Raw genomic sequence first — 17738 nt, 5'->3', positions numbered from 1 at the left:
TATCCTATTTTAAGAAAGGGGGACAATGAGTGGCAGATATTAAAGGTTTATCCATATTAATGAATATGAAAGATGTTGGGGTTGAGCGTTCTCTCAAACAAATCAAAGCTCAATTCAAAACATTAAGTAGTGAGATGACAAGATCTAATGCAGATTTTAAAAATACTGAACGTTCAATGAGTAACTTAAATACTAGAACTAAAGAGTTAAGAAAAGATATTGATGTTACTGAAAACAGTATGAAAGACATTGCCAATCAATTGAAAAAAATGTCTACAGAAGAACAACGTTCAAGTGTAGAAGCGGAAAAGTTAAGATTGGAGTATAGTCGTCAAAATAGAGCCTTAAATATGTATCAAAGACAGTTAAATCAAACAGAAACAGAATTAAATCAGTTCGGTCAATCAACAAAACGAACTGTATTTTCTATGGAGAAGATAGATAATGTTTTGGGTACGATGAGACGTCAATTAAATATTACAAATATGGCTTTTGAACGCGGAGAGAAGTCTACAAAAGGCTACGAAAGCTATTTAAACAGCTTAAATGTCGTAATAGAAAAGCATAAACGTACAATCCAAACGCTTGAAACAAGATATCGTAATGTAGCAAGACAACAAGGTGTGAATAGCCAAGAGGCTTTACAGTTAAGACAAAAGATACTTCAAGAAAAGCAATCCTTAGACACTTTAGAGGGACAATACCGTCAAACTTCAGCTCAAGCACAACGGTTTGCAATGGAACAAAAGTCTGCAACGATGTCTATGACTCAAATTAGACAAAAGATTACACAAGTAGCACAATCTTTACGTATTAGTGCTAATAATTTTAAGTTGTCAGGCCAAACGGCAAGTGCCTATAAAGCGAAAATTGAATCGCTAAATAATGGCATGAAACAACAACAACTCATTGTTCAGAATTTAGCGAAACAATATGATTACGCTAAGCATCAGTATGGTGCAACAAGTAAAGAGGCTCAAGAGCTAGGTGTTCAATTAAGTGAAGAGAGACTTAAACTTAAAAACTTAGGTGTTGAATTAAATAGTACAACTCAAGCTCATAGACGTTTGAAAATGGAACAACAACAAGGTATTTCTTCCATGTCTCAAATTCGTAATAAAATGACAGATTTGAATAACACTTTAACTTTATCTAGAAGTAATTTTTCTAAAGCAGGAGAAAGTGTAAATAGTTATAAAAATCATTTGATTACGTTAAAGAACAACATGACACAACAAAAGACAGTTTTAAGAGAATTAACCGCTCAATACAATTTTGTAGCAAATGCTCAAGGTAAAAACAGTCAAGAGGCACGTGAACTTGCAAGTGCAATTGTCCAACAAAAAGTGAAAATGAATGAACTTGAATCTGAGATACGTCAAACAGGACAAGCTTATAATGAGTTATCGCAAAAGCAACGTAATGCACAGGCTTTAAGTGCAAGTGGTTTTGGTAGATCAATACAAAGTGTCAACAAATATAGAGATTCAATTAACAGTGCAGGAATGGCTATGAGAAATATAGGCTCTAATATGTCAATGTATATTTCTTTACCAGTGGTTGCAGGATTTGGTGCTGCAATTAAAAAAGGCATGGACTTTGAATCTCAAATGGCTAAGGTTGGTGCTATTGCAGGAGCAAGTAAGGGTCAATTAAAAGCAATGACTGATCAAGCTATTGACTTAGGTGCTAAGTCTGTATTTAGTGCGTCTGAAGTTGGTAATGGTATGAAAGAATTATCAGCATTGGGCTTTAACGCTAAACAAACAATGTCTGCGATTCCAGGTGTTATTGATGCAGCAGCAGCAAGTGGTGCAGACATGTCTACTACTGCAACTATTATGGCGTCTACAATGAACTCATTTGGTTTAGAAGCGTCTAAATCGGGTCATATCGCCGATGTATTAGCTATGAGTGCGAATAAATCTGCCGCAGATGTAAGCTACATGGGAGAAGCATTGAAATATGCAGGAACTCCTGCTCATTCATTAGGCATGAGTCTTGAAGATACATCTAGTGCTATTATGGCAATGAGCAATGCAGGTTTAAAAGGTGAGCAAGCAGGTACAACATTACGAGCTTCATTAATTCGATTAGCTAAACCTACCAAAGCGTCACAAAAAGCAATGGACGAACTAGGTATTTCCCTTACAGATTCTAAAGGTAAGTTTGTTGGTATGCCTGCTTTAGTAGGACAATTCCAAAAAGGATTGCAAGGTATGACGAAAGAACAAAAACTTGCAGCAGTGTCTCAAATTGTTGGTACTGAATCGGCTAGTGGTTTCTTAGCAATGATTGATGCAGGTCCTGATAAAATAGGAAAGTATAGTAAATCACTTAAGAATTCAGACGGTGCAAGTAAAGAAGCAGCAGACAAGATGAACAATACACTTAAAGGTGCCGTTGAACAACTTGGTGGTGCGTTTGAATCATTAGCAATTAAGATCACTCAAAGTAATGGCGGACCTTTAACAGGTTTGATACATGTATTGACTGGTATAATTGGTGCCATTACTAAATTACCTGGACCTGTGATACAAGTTATCACAGTTTTTGCGGGATTGGTTGCAGCAATAGGACCGTTGCTTATAATGACTGGTGCGGTTGCTAATGGAATTACAGGAATAGCAGGAGCTATGACATTACTGAATGAACTAGGTGCAGGCGAAGGTATCATGGCAGGCTTCAGAAATGGCATATCTAAAGCTTTAGGACCAATAAGAACAATGATTGGTTTATTAAGAGCTCAAGCAGTTGCTGCATGGGCGTCATTAGGACCTTATGCATTAATTGCAGGGGCTATTGCAGCCGTTGGAGCGGCGTTTTATGTAGCTTACAAGAAATCTGAGACCTTTAGAAACATAGTTAACGCTGTCATCACACCTGTAAAGAATGGCTTTATCGCTTTATGGAATGTCATTAAACAGTTCGGTAGTGCTATTAAATCAGTCTTTAGTGGCGACACTGCAGGTGGCTTTAACATTCTTAAAAAAATACTACCTGAAGAAGCGGCAAGACAATTTACGTCTACTCTCGTGATGTTGCGAGGTGCGTACACACAATTTATTTCATTTGTTCGTTCTACTGCAGTAGCTATTGGTTCGTTCTTCAGAGCTTTTTGGCAAGAGAATGGTTCGACAATTATAAATGCATTTAACGCAGTTAAAAGTGCAGTAGGTTTAGTATTGAGCACATTATTCAATGTGGTTATCAAACCTATACTTAATGGTATTAGAAGCGCGTTCAGTATTGTGTTCGGTGGCATCAAAGCCATTGTTATCAATGTGTTTACTGGTATTAGAATGATTGTACAAGGTAGCTTAACTGCTATTAGTGGTGTCATTAAACTGTTCAAAGGTATTTTCACTGGCGATTTTGGTTTAATGTGGCAAGGTATTAAACAAATATTCAGTGGCGCATTAATGGCAATTGGTGGATTAGTTCGAATGACATTTGGCAATCTACTTATATTCTTAAGAACAATAGGTCTGTTATTCATCAACGCAGTACGCACTGTTTGGAATGTAATTAAAAATGTAATTATTAGTTCAGTTCGAATTTCTGTTAACGTAGCTAAAGCACTCATGGGTGGATTGCGCAACTCATTTGTAGCTATATGGAATGGTATTAAAACTGTCAGTATAGTAATTTGGAACGGAATCAAAAATGCAATAGTTGGTATAATACGATTAATGATTGCTATTGGTAAGCGTGTAATAGGTGGATTAAGATCTTTTATCGTTAGTGCTTGGAATTTCATTAAAGCAGTTTCTATTCGCGTTTGGAATGCAATTAAAAACGGTGTTGTTGGAGCTATACGAGGTTTATCTAACGGAGTACGTAAAATTATTACCACTTTACGCGGTTGGATTGTTTCGGTTTGGAACTACATCAAAAACAAAGTCATTGCTTTAGCCAAAGCTTTAAGTACTGGTGTAAAACGTGCGTTTAATAATCTTTGGGGAACAATTAAAAAGATATTTGGTGCTATCCGTAATTTTACAATCAAAGTATGGACTTATATTAAGAATAAGGTTATTGCTTTAGCAAAAGGCCTTTATAATGGTGTAAAACGTGCTTTTACTGGTACATGGAACTTTGTAAAGCGTGTATTTAATAATATAAAAAACTTTTCTGTTAAAGTATGGGGTTATATAAAAAATAAAGTTGTTAATTTTGCAAAAGGTTTATTTAACGGTGTAAAAAGATACTATAATAATTTATGGAACAATACTAAAACGGTATTTGGTAAATTACGTGGTTGGCTTACTAAAACTTGGAAAAATATCAAAAATTCTGTAATAAATTACGCTAAAAACCTTTGGAGTGGCGTTAAAAATACATGGAACCGTTTAAAAAGCGGTACAAGTAGCATATTCGGTAGAGTAAAAAGTGATACCATTTCTAAATGGAAAGGTATAAAAAATTCTGTAACTGGTCTTGCAAAAAGTTTATGGAGCAGTGTTAGAAATACATTTAGAAATATGGCCAGTGGATTAAAAACATTGATTGGTAGAATCAAAGGTCATATTGGTGGCATGGTTAGTGGAGTTAAAGGCGGATTAAACAAATTAATCAAAGGTGTTAACTGGGTAGCCGGTAAATTAAGTATGGATAAATTGCCATACATTAAATTACACACTGGTACTGAATCTACTCATACTCAAAATGTTGTAACTAATGGAAAAATTAATCGTGATACATTTGCTACAGTTGGAGATAAAGGTCGAGGAAATGGTCCAGGTGGTTTCAGACATGAAATGATTCGTTACCCTAATGGAAAAACTGCTATCACACCTAATAGAGATACAACAGCTTTCTTACCTAAAGGATCATCAGTTTTAAATGGTGCTCAAACACATAGTATTTTAAATAGTAATCCTCAATTTTCTAAAGGATCATTACCTAGATTTGCAGGTGGTACTGGTTTTAATTTGCTTGGTGGAGGTAAGAAACCTAAAAAACATAAACACGGCGATAGTGTTGTCGGCGATGTTATAGGAAATGCTAAAAAAAACTGCAGGAAACGTTGGTAAACAAGCCAGTGCGATCACAGGTAAGGTTGTTAAAAGCGGGAAAGCTATTGTAGATAAAACACTAGAAACTGCAGGTAAAGGTAAAGATTGGCTTAAAAAATCTGTTGGTGATGTGTTGGACTACATTGAACATCCAGGGAAATTACTTAATAAAGTCCTTCAAGGTTTTGGTATTAGTAAGGATAGTTTCGGTATAAGTAAGGCCGCCGAACTACCATACAATATGATGACTGGTATGTTTAAAAAACTTAAAGAAGCTGCTACTAAAAAAATTGGAGAATGGCTAGAAGATAGTGGTGGGGGCGACGGTGGTTACATTGACTTATCCAAAGGTATCAACTTTGGATTTGCAAGAACTGCTGCTGAAGCTGCAAGAGCAGGTTATCCATTCCCTCGACCGCATCACGGTTTAGATATTAACTATAAACACGACAAAGTTTATTCGACGATGTCAGGTACTGCTCGAGCCTTCAAAGGTTGGAGTGGTGGTTTTGGTAATCATATGGAAGTAACCAATGGTAATGTTAAGTCTATCTATGGTCACTTGCACAAACTAGCATTTACAGGTAGTAAAAAAGTACATCCAGGAACATTCTTAGGTATTTCTGGTGGTGACCCTGGTGAAGACGGACAAGGTGCAGGTAGCTCTACTGGACTTCATTTACACTATGAAATGCAATGGGGTGGAGTAGCAAAAGACCCTACAAGTTGGTTGAAAAAACATAATGGGGGCGGCGGTGGAGGTCAAAATAAGGCTGCTTCCAAATGGAGAGGTGATATTCGACGTGCCGCTAAACGCATGAAAGTAAACCTTTCAGGAAGAGAATTGAATGGTATCATCGCTCAAATTCAACGTGAGTCAAACGGTAATGCAGGGGTTACACAAGGTAACATCGGAGATATAAACAACTTGCGTGGTACGCCTGCACAAGGGTTACTTCAGTATGTGCCTAGTACATTCAGAAGTTATGCAGTAAGAGGTCATAAAAATATCAAAAATGGTTACGATCAATTATTAGCATTCTTCAATAACTCAAATTGGCGTAGAGATTTACCTTACGGACGTTCAGGTTGGGGTCCTAGTGGACATCGTAGATTTGCTACAGGCGGATTAATCAAAAATGCAGGTTGGTATAACATCGCAGAAGGTGGCTATCCTGAATGGATAATTCCAACAGACCCATCACGACGTGGAGACGCAATGAAGATGTTGGCTTTAGCCGCTCAAGATATTCAAAGAGGTCGTTCTAACACAAGTAGTAATAAACGTCCTAACCAACTACCTAATATTAATAGTAGTAGTGATGATAGCTCTATACTTATGCAAATGGTTGCACAACAGCAAGAACAAATAGCATTACTTACACAGTTAGTTACTAGCAATCAAACTATTGCAGATAAGGATTTTGAGCCTACGATTGACCAGTTTACTCATGAACAACAAGTATTCAGCTCTATTGATAAATACAAAAGACAGAAACAAAGAAAATCAAGATTTAAACCAGGGGAGGTTAGATAATGCTTGATACAATCAAAGTAAATAACAAAAAACTTCCATGGTTAATAGTTGAAAGAGGGTTTAAGATACCCTCTTTTAATTTTGCATTAGAAACCGAAGAAGTTGCAGGTCGTCCAGGAAGTATTGTTAAGAATAGAAACTTAAAAGAAATTAAATTTGATTTGCCTTTAATCGTTCATAATGACTATTTATCTCATGGTGGGGTTAAAACACATGATGATGTGTTAAATGAATTAGTTCGATTTTTTAATTATGAAGAATCAGTTCCACTGCAATTTACTTCACAAGATTGGTACTGGAATGCATATTTTGAAGGCCCTATAGAATTAAAAAAAGACAAATATGGATTTTATTCTTTTACCATTTCTGTTGTCTTAGCAGACCCATACAAATATGCAGTAGAAGGTACGAAAAATACTGCTATATCAGACCAAGTCAGTGTGGTTAGTACAGGCACTGCAGATAGCCCAGTTATCGTGCAAGCAACTGCATTACAAAATGCAAGTTACTATATGATCACTAAAAATGATGAAGATTACTTCATGATTGGTGATGATGACTTGGATAAACCAGTCGAAGATTACACGCCAACGCTTTGGGATAATGAAATGCGTAATTTTACAGGTTGGACAAAACAAACAGCAGGTACAAATATAGATGGATATACAGGAGGCACAACGGGTGGAGGTATGGAGCTTGCAAGTTCTAAAGATTCATTTGTATTGAAACAAGATACAATCACTGCCACATCAGGTTGGAACGGTGCAGAATATAAACACAGTTTCGGTAAATCGGCACAAGATTTTGTTTCTACCATTAAATTGCATGTGAATCAAAAGAAAAAAGGTTCAACACATTGTGCGCAGTATTTATACGATACAGATAATCGCTTAATCGCAAGCATTGGCTATCGGAATACTCGTTCTAGTCAAGCAATTGGTAGCATTGTAATTACATTATTCGACCAATTAGGACAACAAAAGAAGATTTATGAATATGGTAATTTACCTATGTTCTATAAGTGGGATGATTTAGTATTGTATATCCGTTTAGAACGTTCAGGTACAACATTTAAAATTAAAACTTGGAAATATAAAGAAGTTGAGTATCCTAAACGTGTCATTCCGGTTGATGTGCATGAGAAACAATGGGAAGACAGTGGCAAGTTCTACCAACGTCCTATTGCAGCAGTTAGTGTATATACTGCAAAGAATGGTACGAACTACCACATGCCAACTTACATTTTAGGTAGCTACACTCATGAAAAGTTACCTAAACCACCTAAAGCACGTGACATGATTATTAAAAAAGGCGATGTGATAAACATCAATATGCAAGACAAAACAGTAACAATTAATGAAGATCCGTCACTTGATTTAAAAACGTTTGGTAGTGATTTCTTTAATATCAATAGTGGTTATAATGAATGTATTATTTATCCAGAAAAAACTTTTGACACTACTGTTTATTGGCAAGATAGATACTTATAAGGAGGTGACGAGTTGAAACATACAGGCGTTCATATTTTAGACTTCAATGACAAAGTCATTGATTATATTAGTCGTGATGACGGCGCATTATTAAATGCAGTGATGAGTACCAACGCTGAAGAAAAATCAGAAACATTCGATTTCACAATGTTAAATGAACGTGCTGAACATTTGCGTGAACGTAATCGTATTATTGCACAAGATAATAATGGTGTTTATCGTGAGTTCATTATTTCTCATGTGGTGGATAACTTTGATGGTACAACTGATGTAGAAAGTAATGCATCATATTTAGAAGATATCGATAAATCACGACCTATAAAACCTGGTAAATATAGTGCTTATAGCACATCTCAAGCCTTGAATGAGACATTACGTAACACTGGTTGGGAAATGTCAGATGACACTGAACATGGTGGTATGAGAACAACATCATGGACTGCTTATTCAACGCCGTATGAAGTTATTAACATGTTATGCACAACGTATAGTATGGTTGCAGATTATTCAATAGAACTCGGCTCACATACAGTTGAACATAGATATGTAACACTTAAGAAACCAGTTAGCTTATTTAAAGGTAAAGAGATTACTAAAGGTAAAGACTTAACTGGTATGACACGTACCGTTGATATGTCAGAAGTACGGACTGCATTATATGCCATTGGTCCCGAAAGCGACACTGGACAAAGATTAGAAAAAATAGTTACAGATGACGACGCTCAGGCACAGTTTGGATTGCCTGGGCGTTACTTATGGAGTGTGTATGAACCTGAATCAGACGATAGCAATATGACTGATGAACGTTTAACTACACTCGCTAAAACGGAACTCAACAAACGTAATAAATCGGCAATCAGTTATGAAATAACTTCTACAGATATACACAAACACTATCCAGAAATGGTTGTATCCCTGTACGACACAGTACGTATTAAGGATAGAGATTTCAGACCACCACTTTATATTGAAGCAGAAGTTATTGGTGTTGATTATGACTTATTACAAGATGAAAGCACTTATAAATTTGGTAATGTGGTTGAATATGACGAAAGCAATTTAAGAGATATATTCACTAAAAAACTTGCAGATATTAGTAAGAAAATGAACGACAATGTGAATAACGTTAATACGATTGTTAATGATGTTGTTGCAGGTCAATTAGAATATTTTGAACGTAAGATATTTAAAGGTGCTACATCTCCCGATAATCCAGTCAATGATATGCTTTGGTATGACACAAGCAATCCTAATGTTGCAGTATTAAGAAGATACTGGAATGGTGAATGGATTAATGAAACGGCACAAAATGTAAAACAATTAGGTGGAATGAGTAGAGAAGAAACGTTATATAATGCGTTGACTAATACATTCCAAAATTTAAGTATTCAACATGCCCAGTTAATCGAAAATGTGTCTGCATTACAAAACAATGAATATTTAACTGATGAGGATTTAAAAAGTCAGTTAGATATTAAATCTAATGCCGTTATAAATGTATATCAACATATTAAATCAAACCTTGATGGTATGACTGCTGAAACAGCAACTATAGGTAATTTGATTGATACACAAGCATTATTTCTTGATTATCGTGAACAATTACAAGATTTATATAAAGCTATGCGTGACGCTCAAGTTTCGGCAGATAAACGATTACAATTACTACAATCTCAATATACTGATGAGAAATTTAAAAATGCATTGCTTAATGTAGCTGATAAATTCGGATTAGTTGTTAATGAAAATAATCAATTAGTCGGAACACCAAATGCAGTTGAACAAGCCATTCAAGCAGCACGTGAAGATACACAAGAACAGTTAAAGTCTTATGTGAGAAGTATTGATTACGAAAGTGACCAAGAAGGCATTGTAGAACGTTTGGATACATCAGAAACGGAAAGAAAACAATTAAGTAATCAAATTTTAGATAGAGTCACAAAAGAAGAATACGACAACGAAACAACTAAAAGATTATCAACTACTAAAGCTGAAACATTAACTGAAAGTGAACAAATATCTCAACGTGTTTCTAAAGATGTATTTGATGAAAGTAGCAAAACTTTAAATAGTGTTGTTTCACAAATCATTAACAATACAACATCAGGTATTACTCTTTCTTATGACGATAACGGTAATATCCAGTCAAGTACTATTGGTCCAAACGGTATTAATTTAAAAGGCGATAAAGTCGACATCACAGTTAACAAAGATTTTAAAGTTGTCACGCAGAATTTAAATAATAAAGTTGGTAAAGACGAGGTTGTTAACCGATTAAACCTTTCTAATGAAGGTTTAGATATCAATGTAAACAACATGGGCATACGTGGTGGTAACAGTTCAGAATATATAGATATTCGTAATACGTCGATTCTTTCTTACGGCTCATTTACTCGAACATGGGCAAATATCACGGATACCGCAAAACTTAAACTAGGTATGAATAAAGGTACGATACAAGTGTCTAATATCAATACTGGATATAATCTATATCTAACAGAAAAAGGCCTCTCTACTATGTTAGCAGGTGCTGGAGATGAAACTGCCGGTACATTAGAATTCCATTCACAACGATACAATGAAACTTCACGTGGTGTGACATTACATTCCACATATGGTGCGGTTGCATTAGCGAGTGATAACAGTCGTGTTATTTTAGATTCAAACTTAACTGTTAACATAGAAAGTCAAACAAGTTCAGTTTATATCAGACCGATGAAAGATAACCGAACAGGTACAAACGAATTTAGATTTTGGGTTAAAAATAATGATACAGGCGCAGATACCGACGGTGTTTTATCGTACGGTTTAATTACGGGTACAAATAACAGTCCTTATGATTTTGGTTCAGGTATACGTTTTGATAAGTCACCAAAATCTAACTACGTATATGCGACTGATAAAGACGGTAACATTGGTACTGGTGACTTTTATGGTCGTAATTTATTAGGAGATTGGTTTGCTAAAGGCGATAACTGTTATGCAAAAGTAGATAATGAAGTTAGAATTACTGACAAACTTGGATATAATAACGGAAACTATAATTTAAAAGGACTTGCAGCAAACGAAATTAGAGCAGGATCTATTCGCACAGTTAGTGGTAATTTCTATATTGGCGTTTCCACCAATGAATTACGAGTAACGAATAACTTACTTTATAACGGTGGAAATATAGGATATAAAGATGTTCATTGTTATGATGTTATTTCAGAAGGTACTGTATATTACACTAAAGGTTGGGAGAAAAAATCATCTGAAAAATATAAAGAAAATATTGAAAGATGGAATTTCAATGCTATAGCTGCTTTAAAAGAAACTGAATTATACAGTTTTAACTATAAATATGATGAAGATAAAACTTTGCAACACGGTGTAGTAATCGAACGAGAAACACCAGATTTGTTTGTTTCAGATAGTAAAAATTCAGTAAAAAATGATGAGATAATGTATACGACATTAAAAGCAGTAAAAGAATTAATAGAAAAGAACGAAAGTTTAGAAAATAAAATTAAAACATTGGAGGAACAAATCAATGGAAAATAATAATCAAGGATTACAAGCTAATCCACAACTTACAATTAATTATCTTACACAGGAAGTAGCAAAACTTACACAAGAAAATGCAATGTTAAAAGCAATCATACAAGAACAAAATTCAGAAAGTGCCGAAGAAGAGTAATCTTTGGCACTATTTTTATACACAAATATAGGAGGAATCGATCATGACAAACGAAGTAGTAAATAAAAAAGAAAATTATATTTTAGTACAAGTAGATAGTGAAGGTGTGGAGAATGCACTCAGTATTGATTATCGTGGGCAATTCTTCCCAAGCACTAACACATCAGCAGCATATAAACTTGATGAGCAAGAGAAAGCAGAAAAGCTCGCTCAACGTCTTAATAGTTTAAATGAATTGAATTATGAATTTGGTATCGCAAAAGAGTTGTTAACTATTAAAGTAGCAAAGCAAGTTGTTGACGTTACTTATACAGAGGAACCACAAGTTTAATACTTGTGGTTTTATATTGAATAAAATGAGGTGCTAGATTGAAAAAAACATATTTTGATTATATCCACAAAGTGATTCTGTATATGGGGTTTGGAATACTTATGTTCGAAAGAGGCTTCTTTTGGGCAAAAGAACAGGAAGATGTGCTTGATGATTCGCAATTCTATATAGCACTTCATAACATCATGCCTATTTGGGTATGGGGGATTCTTGGTATGGTATTTAGTTTAATGTTGATCATCGCTCCTTTCTTCTTACCTAAAAGAGAAATGAATAATGTATTTAATTATTTAATTTTAATTGGCGGTGCAGGTAATGGTTTGTTTTACTTTTTAATGACATCGGCAAGTATATTTCATGCTATTAATTGGCTTACACCACTGCAATTTTCCACATTGGCAGTGGTAAACATTATGGTTTCTGTACTTGGAGTGATTGGTATTGTCCGAAAATAATGAAAAGTATGTATTACGTCATGAGTGGGAGCGTAATACAGGTAAGATATATGAAAGAATCAACGAGAACGACAGAAAACACACAGAGGCAATTAGTAGCTTAAATAACAAAGTAGATAAACAAACATTAATACAAAAACAAACCTATGAATCACAGAAGAAACAAGAAAGTCATTTAGAAAAGATTAGTGATAAAATGACAGATTTCGTATCAGAAGTTAATGACTTGAGGTATGAAGTTAAAGGTCACGATGAACAAATAAAAAGTTTCAGTCAAATATTGACTAAAAAACAAACTTTTAATGTAGGTATAGCTACTGCAATTGTAACAGGTATATTTGGTTTATTATCTGCTGCCGTTGGACTAGCACCTATATTATTTAAGTAAAGTCGTCGCAATGCGTTGGCTTTTTATTTTACACAAAAGGAGCATAAATAAATGACTGCAGATAAATTAAAACAATATATTGGATTATTTGGTGGTATGTTAGGGGCTTTATACCTTGCATTAAAAGCAAGTGGTATCGAGGTTCCTTTTTTAATGCCCGAAAAGTTAGACGCATGGCAAAATTTCGCTACGTCAATAGTGCCTTTTGTAATTGCAGTATACGGTGTCTATAAAAACACGTATGTAATTCACTCGCATTCAAAAGCACAAGAAGAATATTTAAAAGAAAATAATTTAAAATAGGAGTGTTATTAATGGCTACAGAGAATTGGAAAGGTGTTAAAGTAAGATATCAATTACTAACAAAAGGCACGCGACGTTATGGTGAAAAAATGGACGGTGGTAAACCGCAATTCATCGTTGCGCATGATACAGGTAATATCAACACAACTGCACAATCAAATGTAACTTACTATGAGAATACTTATAATATACCTTGGAATAACGTAGCTAGTGCTCATATATTCGTTGACGATAAAGAATGTATCATTTGTATACCAACAACAGAGAAAGCTTGGCATGTACTCTATGACGCGCCTACAGATAACATTTGGTACAACAGAGACGCTAATGATGTAGCGATAGGTGTTGAAATATGTTATTTCAGTGATAGAGAACGTAGTAGAAAAGCGTTAGACAATGGTGCTAGAGTATTAGCATATCTTGCAGAGTATTGGCATATTGATTACAAAACTAGAATGCCAGGACATCAAGATATTCAAGCAGATAAACAAGATCCAGGAAACGCATTAGAAGCGTCTGGTTATGGCAGAAATACATCAAATCTTGATAAGTTAGTCGCTAAATACTACAAACAAAATGTAAAGGTTAAAGCTACACCAGTGAAAGTAGAAAAAGGTGCGACATCATTTACACGTGATGAATTCGTAAAATGGTTAAAATCTACAGTAGATAAACAATATGATTATGATTTATACGCAGCTTTTCAATGTGTCGATTACGCAAATGTAGGTTGGGATAAATTATTTGGTCATGGACTTAAAGGTAATGGAGCGAAAGACATTCCTTTTAATGCTTACAATAAAGATAAATTTAAAAGTGAGGCTACAGTATTCAAAAACACGCCTAGCTTTTTAGCTAAACCAGGTGATTTAGTCGTTTGGGGAGAACAAATGGGCAATGGTTGGGGTCACGTTGCTTGGGTCGTTGAAGCAACGCTTGATTACATCGTTGTACTTGAACAAAACTGGCTCGGTGGTGGTTGGACAAGTGGACCAATCAATAATGGAACCGGTTGGGAAACGGTCACACGTCGTAAACACGAATACGACACGCAAATGTGGTTTATACGTCCTAAATTTAGTAAAAAGAAAACAGAATCTAAATTACTCAAGAAATCGAAAGAGAAAAAGAAAGAAAAACAGATCACATGGAATTGGAAAGGTAGATTTACTACTAATACAACAATCAAAGTAAGACGTAGTCCAAGCGTGAAAGGTTCTGTCGTACCTAGTTCTGATTGGTTGTTATCCAATCAATGGGTAGACTTTGTGAGTATTACTAAAAAAGACGGTTATTGGTGGGCGAAGTTCAAATATCCTACTAATCCATCATCAGGATATTTCTATTGTGCGTTATGTAAAATAACAGACAAACAAGAAAAAATTAAAAATGAGAAGTATTGGGGTTCCATAAACTGGAAATAATATGTTAATATAAATATATAGTTCTGATTAATATAATCACAAAGAACTTTAAAAGTAATTTAACACATTTCCTTTCAATCAAGGGTAGTCCTAGCGACTGCCCTATTTTTTTATGTAAAAATTTAAATAAAACACTTGTAACATAAACAACTGTGCAGTATAATTGTATTTGTAAGTTAGTTAATGACTTACAAACCACCATGAGAGGAGGTGGTTGATTTGGACGACATCATAAAAATGCTGATGCTCATCGTACTTGCTACAGTACAAAGAACACCAGCAATTATAAAACAACTAAGAAAATGGCATCTAGATTATCTTAAAGCCAAGAAAGATAATCAGAAAAAATGATTAATCCAACAGGGGCAAAAGCCCCTACCTCTTTTCATGGTTATTATATTACAGATAGGTGATGAATTCAAATGAATATCATTTTTAAAGTAATGCTTTTAATATTTATTTTATTATTGCCCGAGATAATTAAGTTTGCAAGAATCCAACATATGAAAAAATTAGGGTATAGATATGAAGGTGAAGAACTTGTCAGAATACAAGAAAAAAATAATTGAATTGATTGAAAGTGATATAACAGGATATAAAATATATAAAGCTACTGGTGTATCACAATATGTACTATCACAATTAAGGCAAGGCAAACGTGATGTAGATAATTTAACCTTAAACACTACTGAAAAGCTATACGAATATCAAATTAAAATAGAGGAAAATAATCAGTAATATGCTATAATATAACTAATAACGATAACGTCTTTATGACGGTACTATATTCTATTGCCACATTCTAAATGAATGTGGTTTTTTTATGAATTTAATCGAAAAAAAGACAATTTAGGGTTTCTTCACTGTTAAATAAGTGATACATTTAATTTGTGGTATAATTCCCCAATTATCCACACTCATAAAATCACCATTTTAAACGATTATTATCTTTTCTTTATGCTGGGTAGCCCGAAAGGCTACCTTTTTTATTGTACGTATTCAAAAACAAGCTATAATGAGTGTAGGGATTATTTCAATTTGCATTTAAGGTGGTCAATAGACCGCCTTATTTTTTATACATAAATTTAATGTGTACATAAAAAATATTGTGTGATATATTGGAATAGTGTTTTCTTTAGAATATATAACTGTATAAACAACCAACTAATATACTTCGTGTTGTTTTTTTGCATTATATTATTAATTGTTGTATTATATAATATGCATTTATAACCTCATATACTTTGCATTAAAGAGATAATTGTTTTAATTATCTCTTTTTTTTATGTTATTATTTTTTTACATGCAAAGAACTTAGCCTTACGATAATCCCTTTGTAAAACTCAAGCATGTCACTGAGTGTTATTTTCCATGCATTTTAGTAATGCAAAATTTGCGAAATACTCGTAGCCTTTAAGGTGCGAGTATTTTATTTTGCGAATTAATTACCAAAAAACAGTATTTTTATAATGTATTGTCAAAAGTAAAAATATCGTGTATATTAATATTTGAACATTCCAATGTAATTGTAGTGTTCGACTTTAAAGTGTTCTCATAAAATTCTGTTCGTTTAAAGATGCAGTCCAAGGGACTGCTCTTTTTTATATTCAATTATATACATTAATTTTAGATTACTATATTCTATTTCTAGTTAAATTATAAATGTTTTTTTATTCTCAATGTGTTATAATTATTTTCGGAGTTTCAATACTCCATCTCTCACAATAGATCTTCTGTTTAATTTATTTTAACCATACCCTTTTTGGGTGTGGTTTTTTTATTTGGAACTTGGGTCCCTAAAAAGTCCCTAAAAATCTGTTTTATATAGTGTGTTATTAGACGGCAAAATAATAAGAACCCCGTCATTACGGGATTCTTATTTTCAAAAAGTGTTTAATTTTTCGTTATTAGCCCCCTCGAAGGGAATCGAACCCCTATTCTAAGAACCGGAATCTTATGTGTTATCCATTACACTACGAGGGGTAAAGATATAAAGCTTATTTCTGTACTAAATCAATTAAAATAAGTACAATCAAAAATAGTTATTTCTAGTGTACAAAAGTATTTAACTTAACGTCAATGAACAAGTTAAGCTAAAGAGCTTTATTTTTGACCATTTTTGACTTTTAGTTTAAAATTAGGATTAACAGTTATTACAAGGAGGAAATATAAATGAATTTAATTCCTACAGTTATTGAAACAACAAACCGCGGTGAACGTGCGTATGATATTTATTCACGTTTATTAAAAGACCGAATTATTATGTTAGGATCACAAATTGATGATAATGTAGCAAACTCTATCGTGTCACAATTATTATTCTTACAAGCACAAGACTCAGAGAAAGATATTTACTTATATATCAATTCACCAGGTGGTAGTGTAACAGCTGGTTTTGCGATTTATGATACAATCCAACACATCAAACCAGATGTACAAACTATTTGTATTGGTATGGCTGCATCAATGGGTTCATTCCTATTAGCTGCAGGTGCTAAAGGTAAACGTTTTGCTTTACCTAACGCTGAAGTAATGATTCACCAACCATTAGGTGGCGCACAAGGTCAAGCAACTGAAATTGAAATCGCTGCTAACCATATCTTAAAAACACGTGAAAAATTAAACCGTATTTTAGCTGAAAGAACTGGTCAATCTATTGAAAAAATTCAACAAGATACAGATCGTGATAACTTCTTAACTGCAGAAGAAGCTAAAGAATATGGTTTAGTTGATGAAGTAATGGAACCAGAAGGTAAACAATAATTCATTACACAATAACTTTTTAACAAATGATAATCTAAAAGGTGTCAGGACAAATTCAATTGTTCTGACACCTTTTTTAATTAAAAAATACTCAATCAAAGTGCGACTTTGATTGAGTGTCAATTTTATTTATTATAACGTGCTTTGTTGTTGGATTTCTTTGTTTCATTTTTCAATCCACGAATTGAAAAATATAAAACACCTATACCTATAATCATAAAAAGTAAAGAGAGTGATATCATAATAATCGAATGGTCAAACGCAAGTACGCCGTTAATTATACAAATAACGCCTGCTATAATGAGTAAAATATATGTTAATCGATTGTTTTGAGAGTTCTTCATAGATGT

Annotated in this window: 14 protein-coding genes and 1 tRNA gene; 13 read left to right on the top strand and 2 right to left on the bottom strand. The window is 33.9% G+C overall.

Going from position 1 to position 17738, the window contains the following annotated elements:
• Positions 1 to 29 precede the first annotated feature (29 nt).
• From HMPREF3125_RS05530 to HMPREF3125_RS05485, 12 genes are all read left to right on the top strand, one after another.
• A complete protein-coding gene (locus HMPREF3125_RS05530) occupies positions 30 to 5036 on the top strand; it encodes a phage tail tape measure protein (protein ID WP_070452440.1) in 5007 nt (1668 codons plus the stop codon).
• Complete coding sequence (locus HMPREF3125_RS05525; protein WP_070452437.1) at positions 5005 to 6555, top strand: peptidoglycan DD-metalloendopeptidase family protein; 1551 nt, start codon at positions 5005 to 5007, stop codon at positions 6553 to 6555. The genes HMPREF3125_RS05530 and HMPREF3125_RS05525 overlap by 32 nt, the downstream gene beginning before the upstream one ends.
• Positions 6555 to 8045, top strand: coding sequence for a phage distal tail protein (locus tag HMPREF3125_RS05520; RefSeq protein ID WP_070452434.1), 1491 nt, complete (start codon positions 6555 to 6557; stop codon positions 8043 to 8045). The genes HMPREF3125_RS05525 and HMPREF3125_RS05520 overlap by 1 nt, the downstream gene beginning before the upstream one ends.
• Before the next feature lie 12 nt (positions 8046 to 8057).
• Positions 8058 to 11588: a phage tail spike protein gene (locus HMPREF3125_RS05515; RefSeq protein WP_017636886.1), complete on the top strand. Its 3531-nt coding sequence runs from the start codon at positions 8058 to 8060 to the stop codon at positions 11586 to 11588.
• Entirely contained in the window at positions 11578 to 11724 is a 147-nt protein-coding gene (locus HMPREF3125_RS12805) for a hypothetical protein (protein WP_017636885.1), read from the top strand. Before HMPREF3125_RS05515 ends, HMPREF3125_RS12805 begins: the two co-directional genes overlap by 11 nt.
• 43 nt (positions 11725 to 11767) lie before the next feature.
• Positions 11768 to 12055 carry a hypothetical protein gene (locus tag HMPREF3125_RS05510; protein WP_017636884.1) on the top strand — a complete coding sequence of 96 codons (288 nt, stop codon included), beginning with the start codon at positions 11768 to 11770 and terminating at the stop codon, positions 12053 to 12055.
• Between the two features lie 38 nt (positions 12056 to 12093).
• Positions 12094 to 12510: a hypothetical protein gene (locus HMPREF3125_RS05505; protein ID WP_017636883.1), complete on the top strand. Its 417-nt coding sequence runs from the start codon at positions 12094 to 12096 to the stop codon at positions 12508 to 12510.
• On the top strand, positions 12497 to 12898 hold the full coding sequence (locus HMPREF3125_RS05500; RefSeq protein ID WP_017636882.1) for a hypothetical protein: 402 nt from the start codon (positions 12497 to 12499) through the stop codon (positions 12896 to 12898). The genes HMPREF3125_RS05505 and HMPREF3125_RS05500 overlap by 14 nt, the downstream gene beginning before the upstream one ends.
• A 51-nt stretch (positions 12899 to 12949) precedes the next feature.
• Positions 12950 to 13201 carry a phage holin gene (locus HMPREF3125_RS05495; protein ID WP_017636881.1) on the top strand — a complete coding sequence of 84 codons (252 nt, stop codon included), beginning with the start codon at positions 12950 to 12952 and terminating at the stop codon, positions 13199 to 13201.
• Positions 13202 to 13212: 11 nt separating this feature from the next.
• Positions 13213 to 14625 carry an N-acetylmuramoyl-L-alanine amidase gene (locus HMPREF3125_RS05490; RefSeq protein ID WP_017636880.1) on the top strand — a complete coding sequence of 471 codons (1413 nt, stop codon included), beginning with the start codon at positions 13213 to 13215 and terminating at the stop codon, positions 14623 to 14625.
• 219 nt (positions 14626 to 14844) lie between these two features.
• Complete coding sequence (locus HMPREF3125_RS13020) at positions 14845 to 14976, top strand: hypothetical protein (protein ID WP_017636879.1); 132 nt, start codon at positions 14845 to 14847, stop codon at positions 14974 to 14976.
• Between the two features lie 189 nt (positions 14977 to 15165).
• Positions 15166 to 15363 carry a hypothetical protein gene (locus HMPREF3125_RS05485; protein ID WP_017636877.1) on the top strand — a complete coding sequence of 66 codons (198 nt, stop codon included), beginning with the start codon at positions 15166 to 15168 and terminating at the stop codon, positions 15361 to 15363.
• A gap of 1173 nt (positions 15364 to 16536) precedes the next feature.
• Here HMPREF3125_RS05485 and HMPREF3125_RS05480 read toward each other — a convergent pair.
• Positions 16537 to 16608, bottom strand: a tRNA-Arg gene (locus HMPREF3125_RS05480).
• Between the two features lie 189 nt (positions 16609 to 16797).
• Here HMPREF3125_RS05480 and clpP point away from each other — a divergent pair.
• Positions 16798 to 17388, top strand: a complete 591-nt coding sequence (gene clpP / locus HMPREF3125_RS05475; RefSeq protein ID WP_017636876.1) for an ATP-dependent Clp endopeptidase proteolytic subunit ClpP — start codon at positions 16798 to 16800, stop codon at positions 17386 to 17388.
• Between the two features lie 125 nt (positions 17389 to 17513).
• Here clpP and HMPREF3125_RS05470 read toward each other — a convergent pair whose 3' ends face one another.
• Positions 17514 to 17732 carry a hypothetical protein gene (locus HMPREF3125_RS05470; RefSeq protein ID WP_017636875.1) on the bottom strand — a complete coding sequence of 73 codons (219 nt, stop codon included), beginning with the start codon at positions 17730 to 17732 and terminating at the stop codon, positions 17514 to 17516.
• Positions 17733 to 17738 lie beyond the last annotated feature (6 nt).

Source organism: Staphylococcus sp. HMSC13A10, assembly GCF_001808005.1.
GTDB lineage: Bacteria > Bacillota > Bacilli > Staphylococcales > Staphylococcaceae > Staphylococcus > Staphylococcus pasteuri.
This window is presented reverse-complemented; position numbering and strand designations above follow the sequence as displayed.

Excerpts from the sequence above, each read along its gene's own strand:
- HMPREF3125_RS05525 (WP_070452437.1), top strand. The coding sequence starts at position 5,005 with ATGCTAAAAAAAACTGCAGGAAACGTTGGTAAACAAGCCAGTGCGATC.
- HMPREF3125_RS05520 (WP_070452434.1), top strand. The coding sequence starts at position 6,555 with ATGCTTGATACAATCAAAGTAAATAACAAAAAACTTCCATGGTTAATA.
- HMPREF3125_RS12805 (WP_017636885.1), top strand. The coding sequence starts at position 11,578 with ATGGAAAATAATAATCAAGGATTACAAGCTAATCCACAACTTACAATT.
- HMPREF3125_RS05510 (WP_017636884.1), top strand. The coding sequence starts at position 11,768 with ATGACAAACGAAGTAGTAAATAAAAAAGAAAATTATATTTTAGTACAA.
- HMPREF3125_RS05495 (WP_017636881.1), top strand. The coding sequence starts at position 12,950 with ATGACTGCAGATAAATTAAAACAATATATTGGATTATTTGGTGGTATG.
- HMPREF3125_RS05490 (WP_017636880.1), top strand. The coding sequence starts at position 13,213 with ATGGCTACAGAGAATTGGAAAGGTGTTAAAGTAAGATATCAATTACTA.
- clpP (WP_017636876.1), top strand. The coding sequence starts at position 16,798 with ATGAATTTAATTCCTACAGTTATTGAAACAACAAACCGCGGTGAACGT.
- HMPREF3125_RS05470 (WP_017636875.1), bottom strand. The coding sequence starts at position 17,732 with ATGAAGAACTCTCAAAACAATCGATTAACATATATTTTACTCATTATA.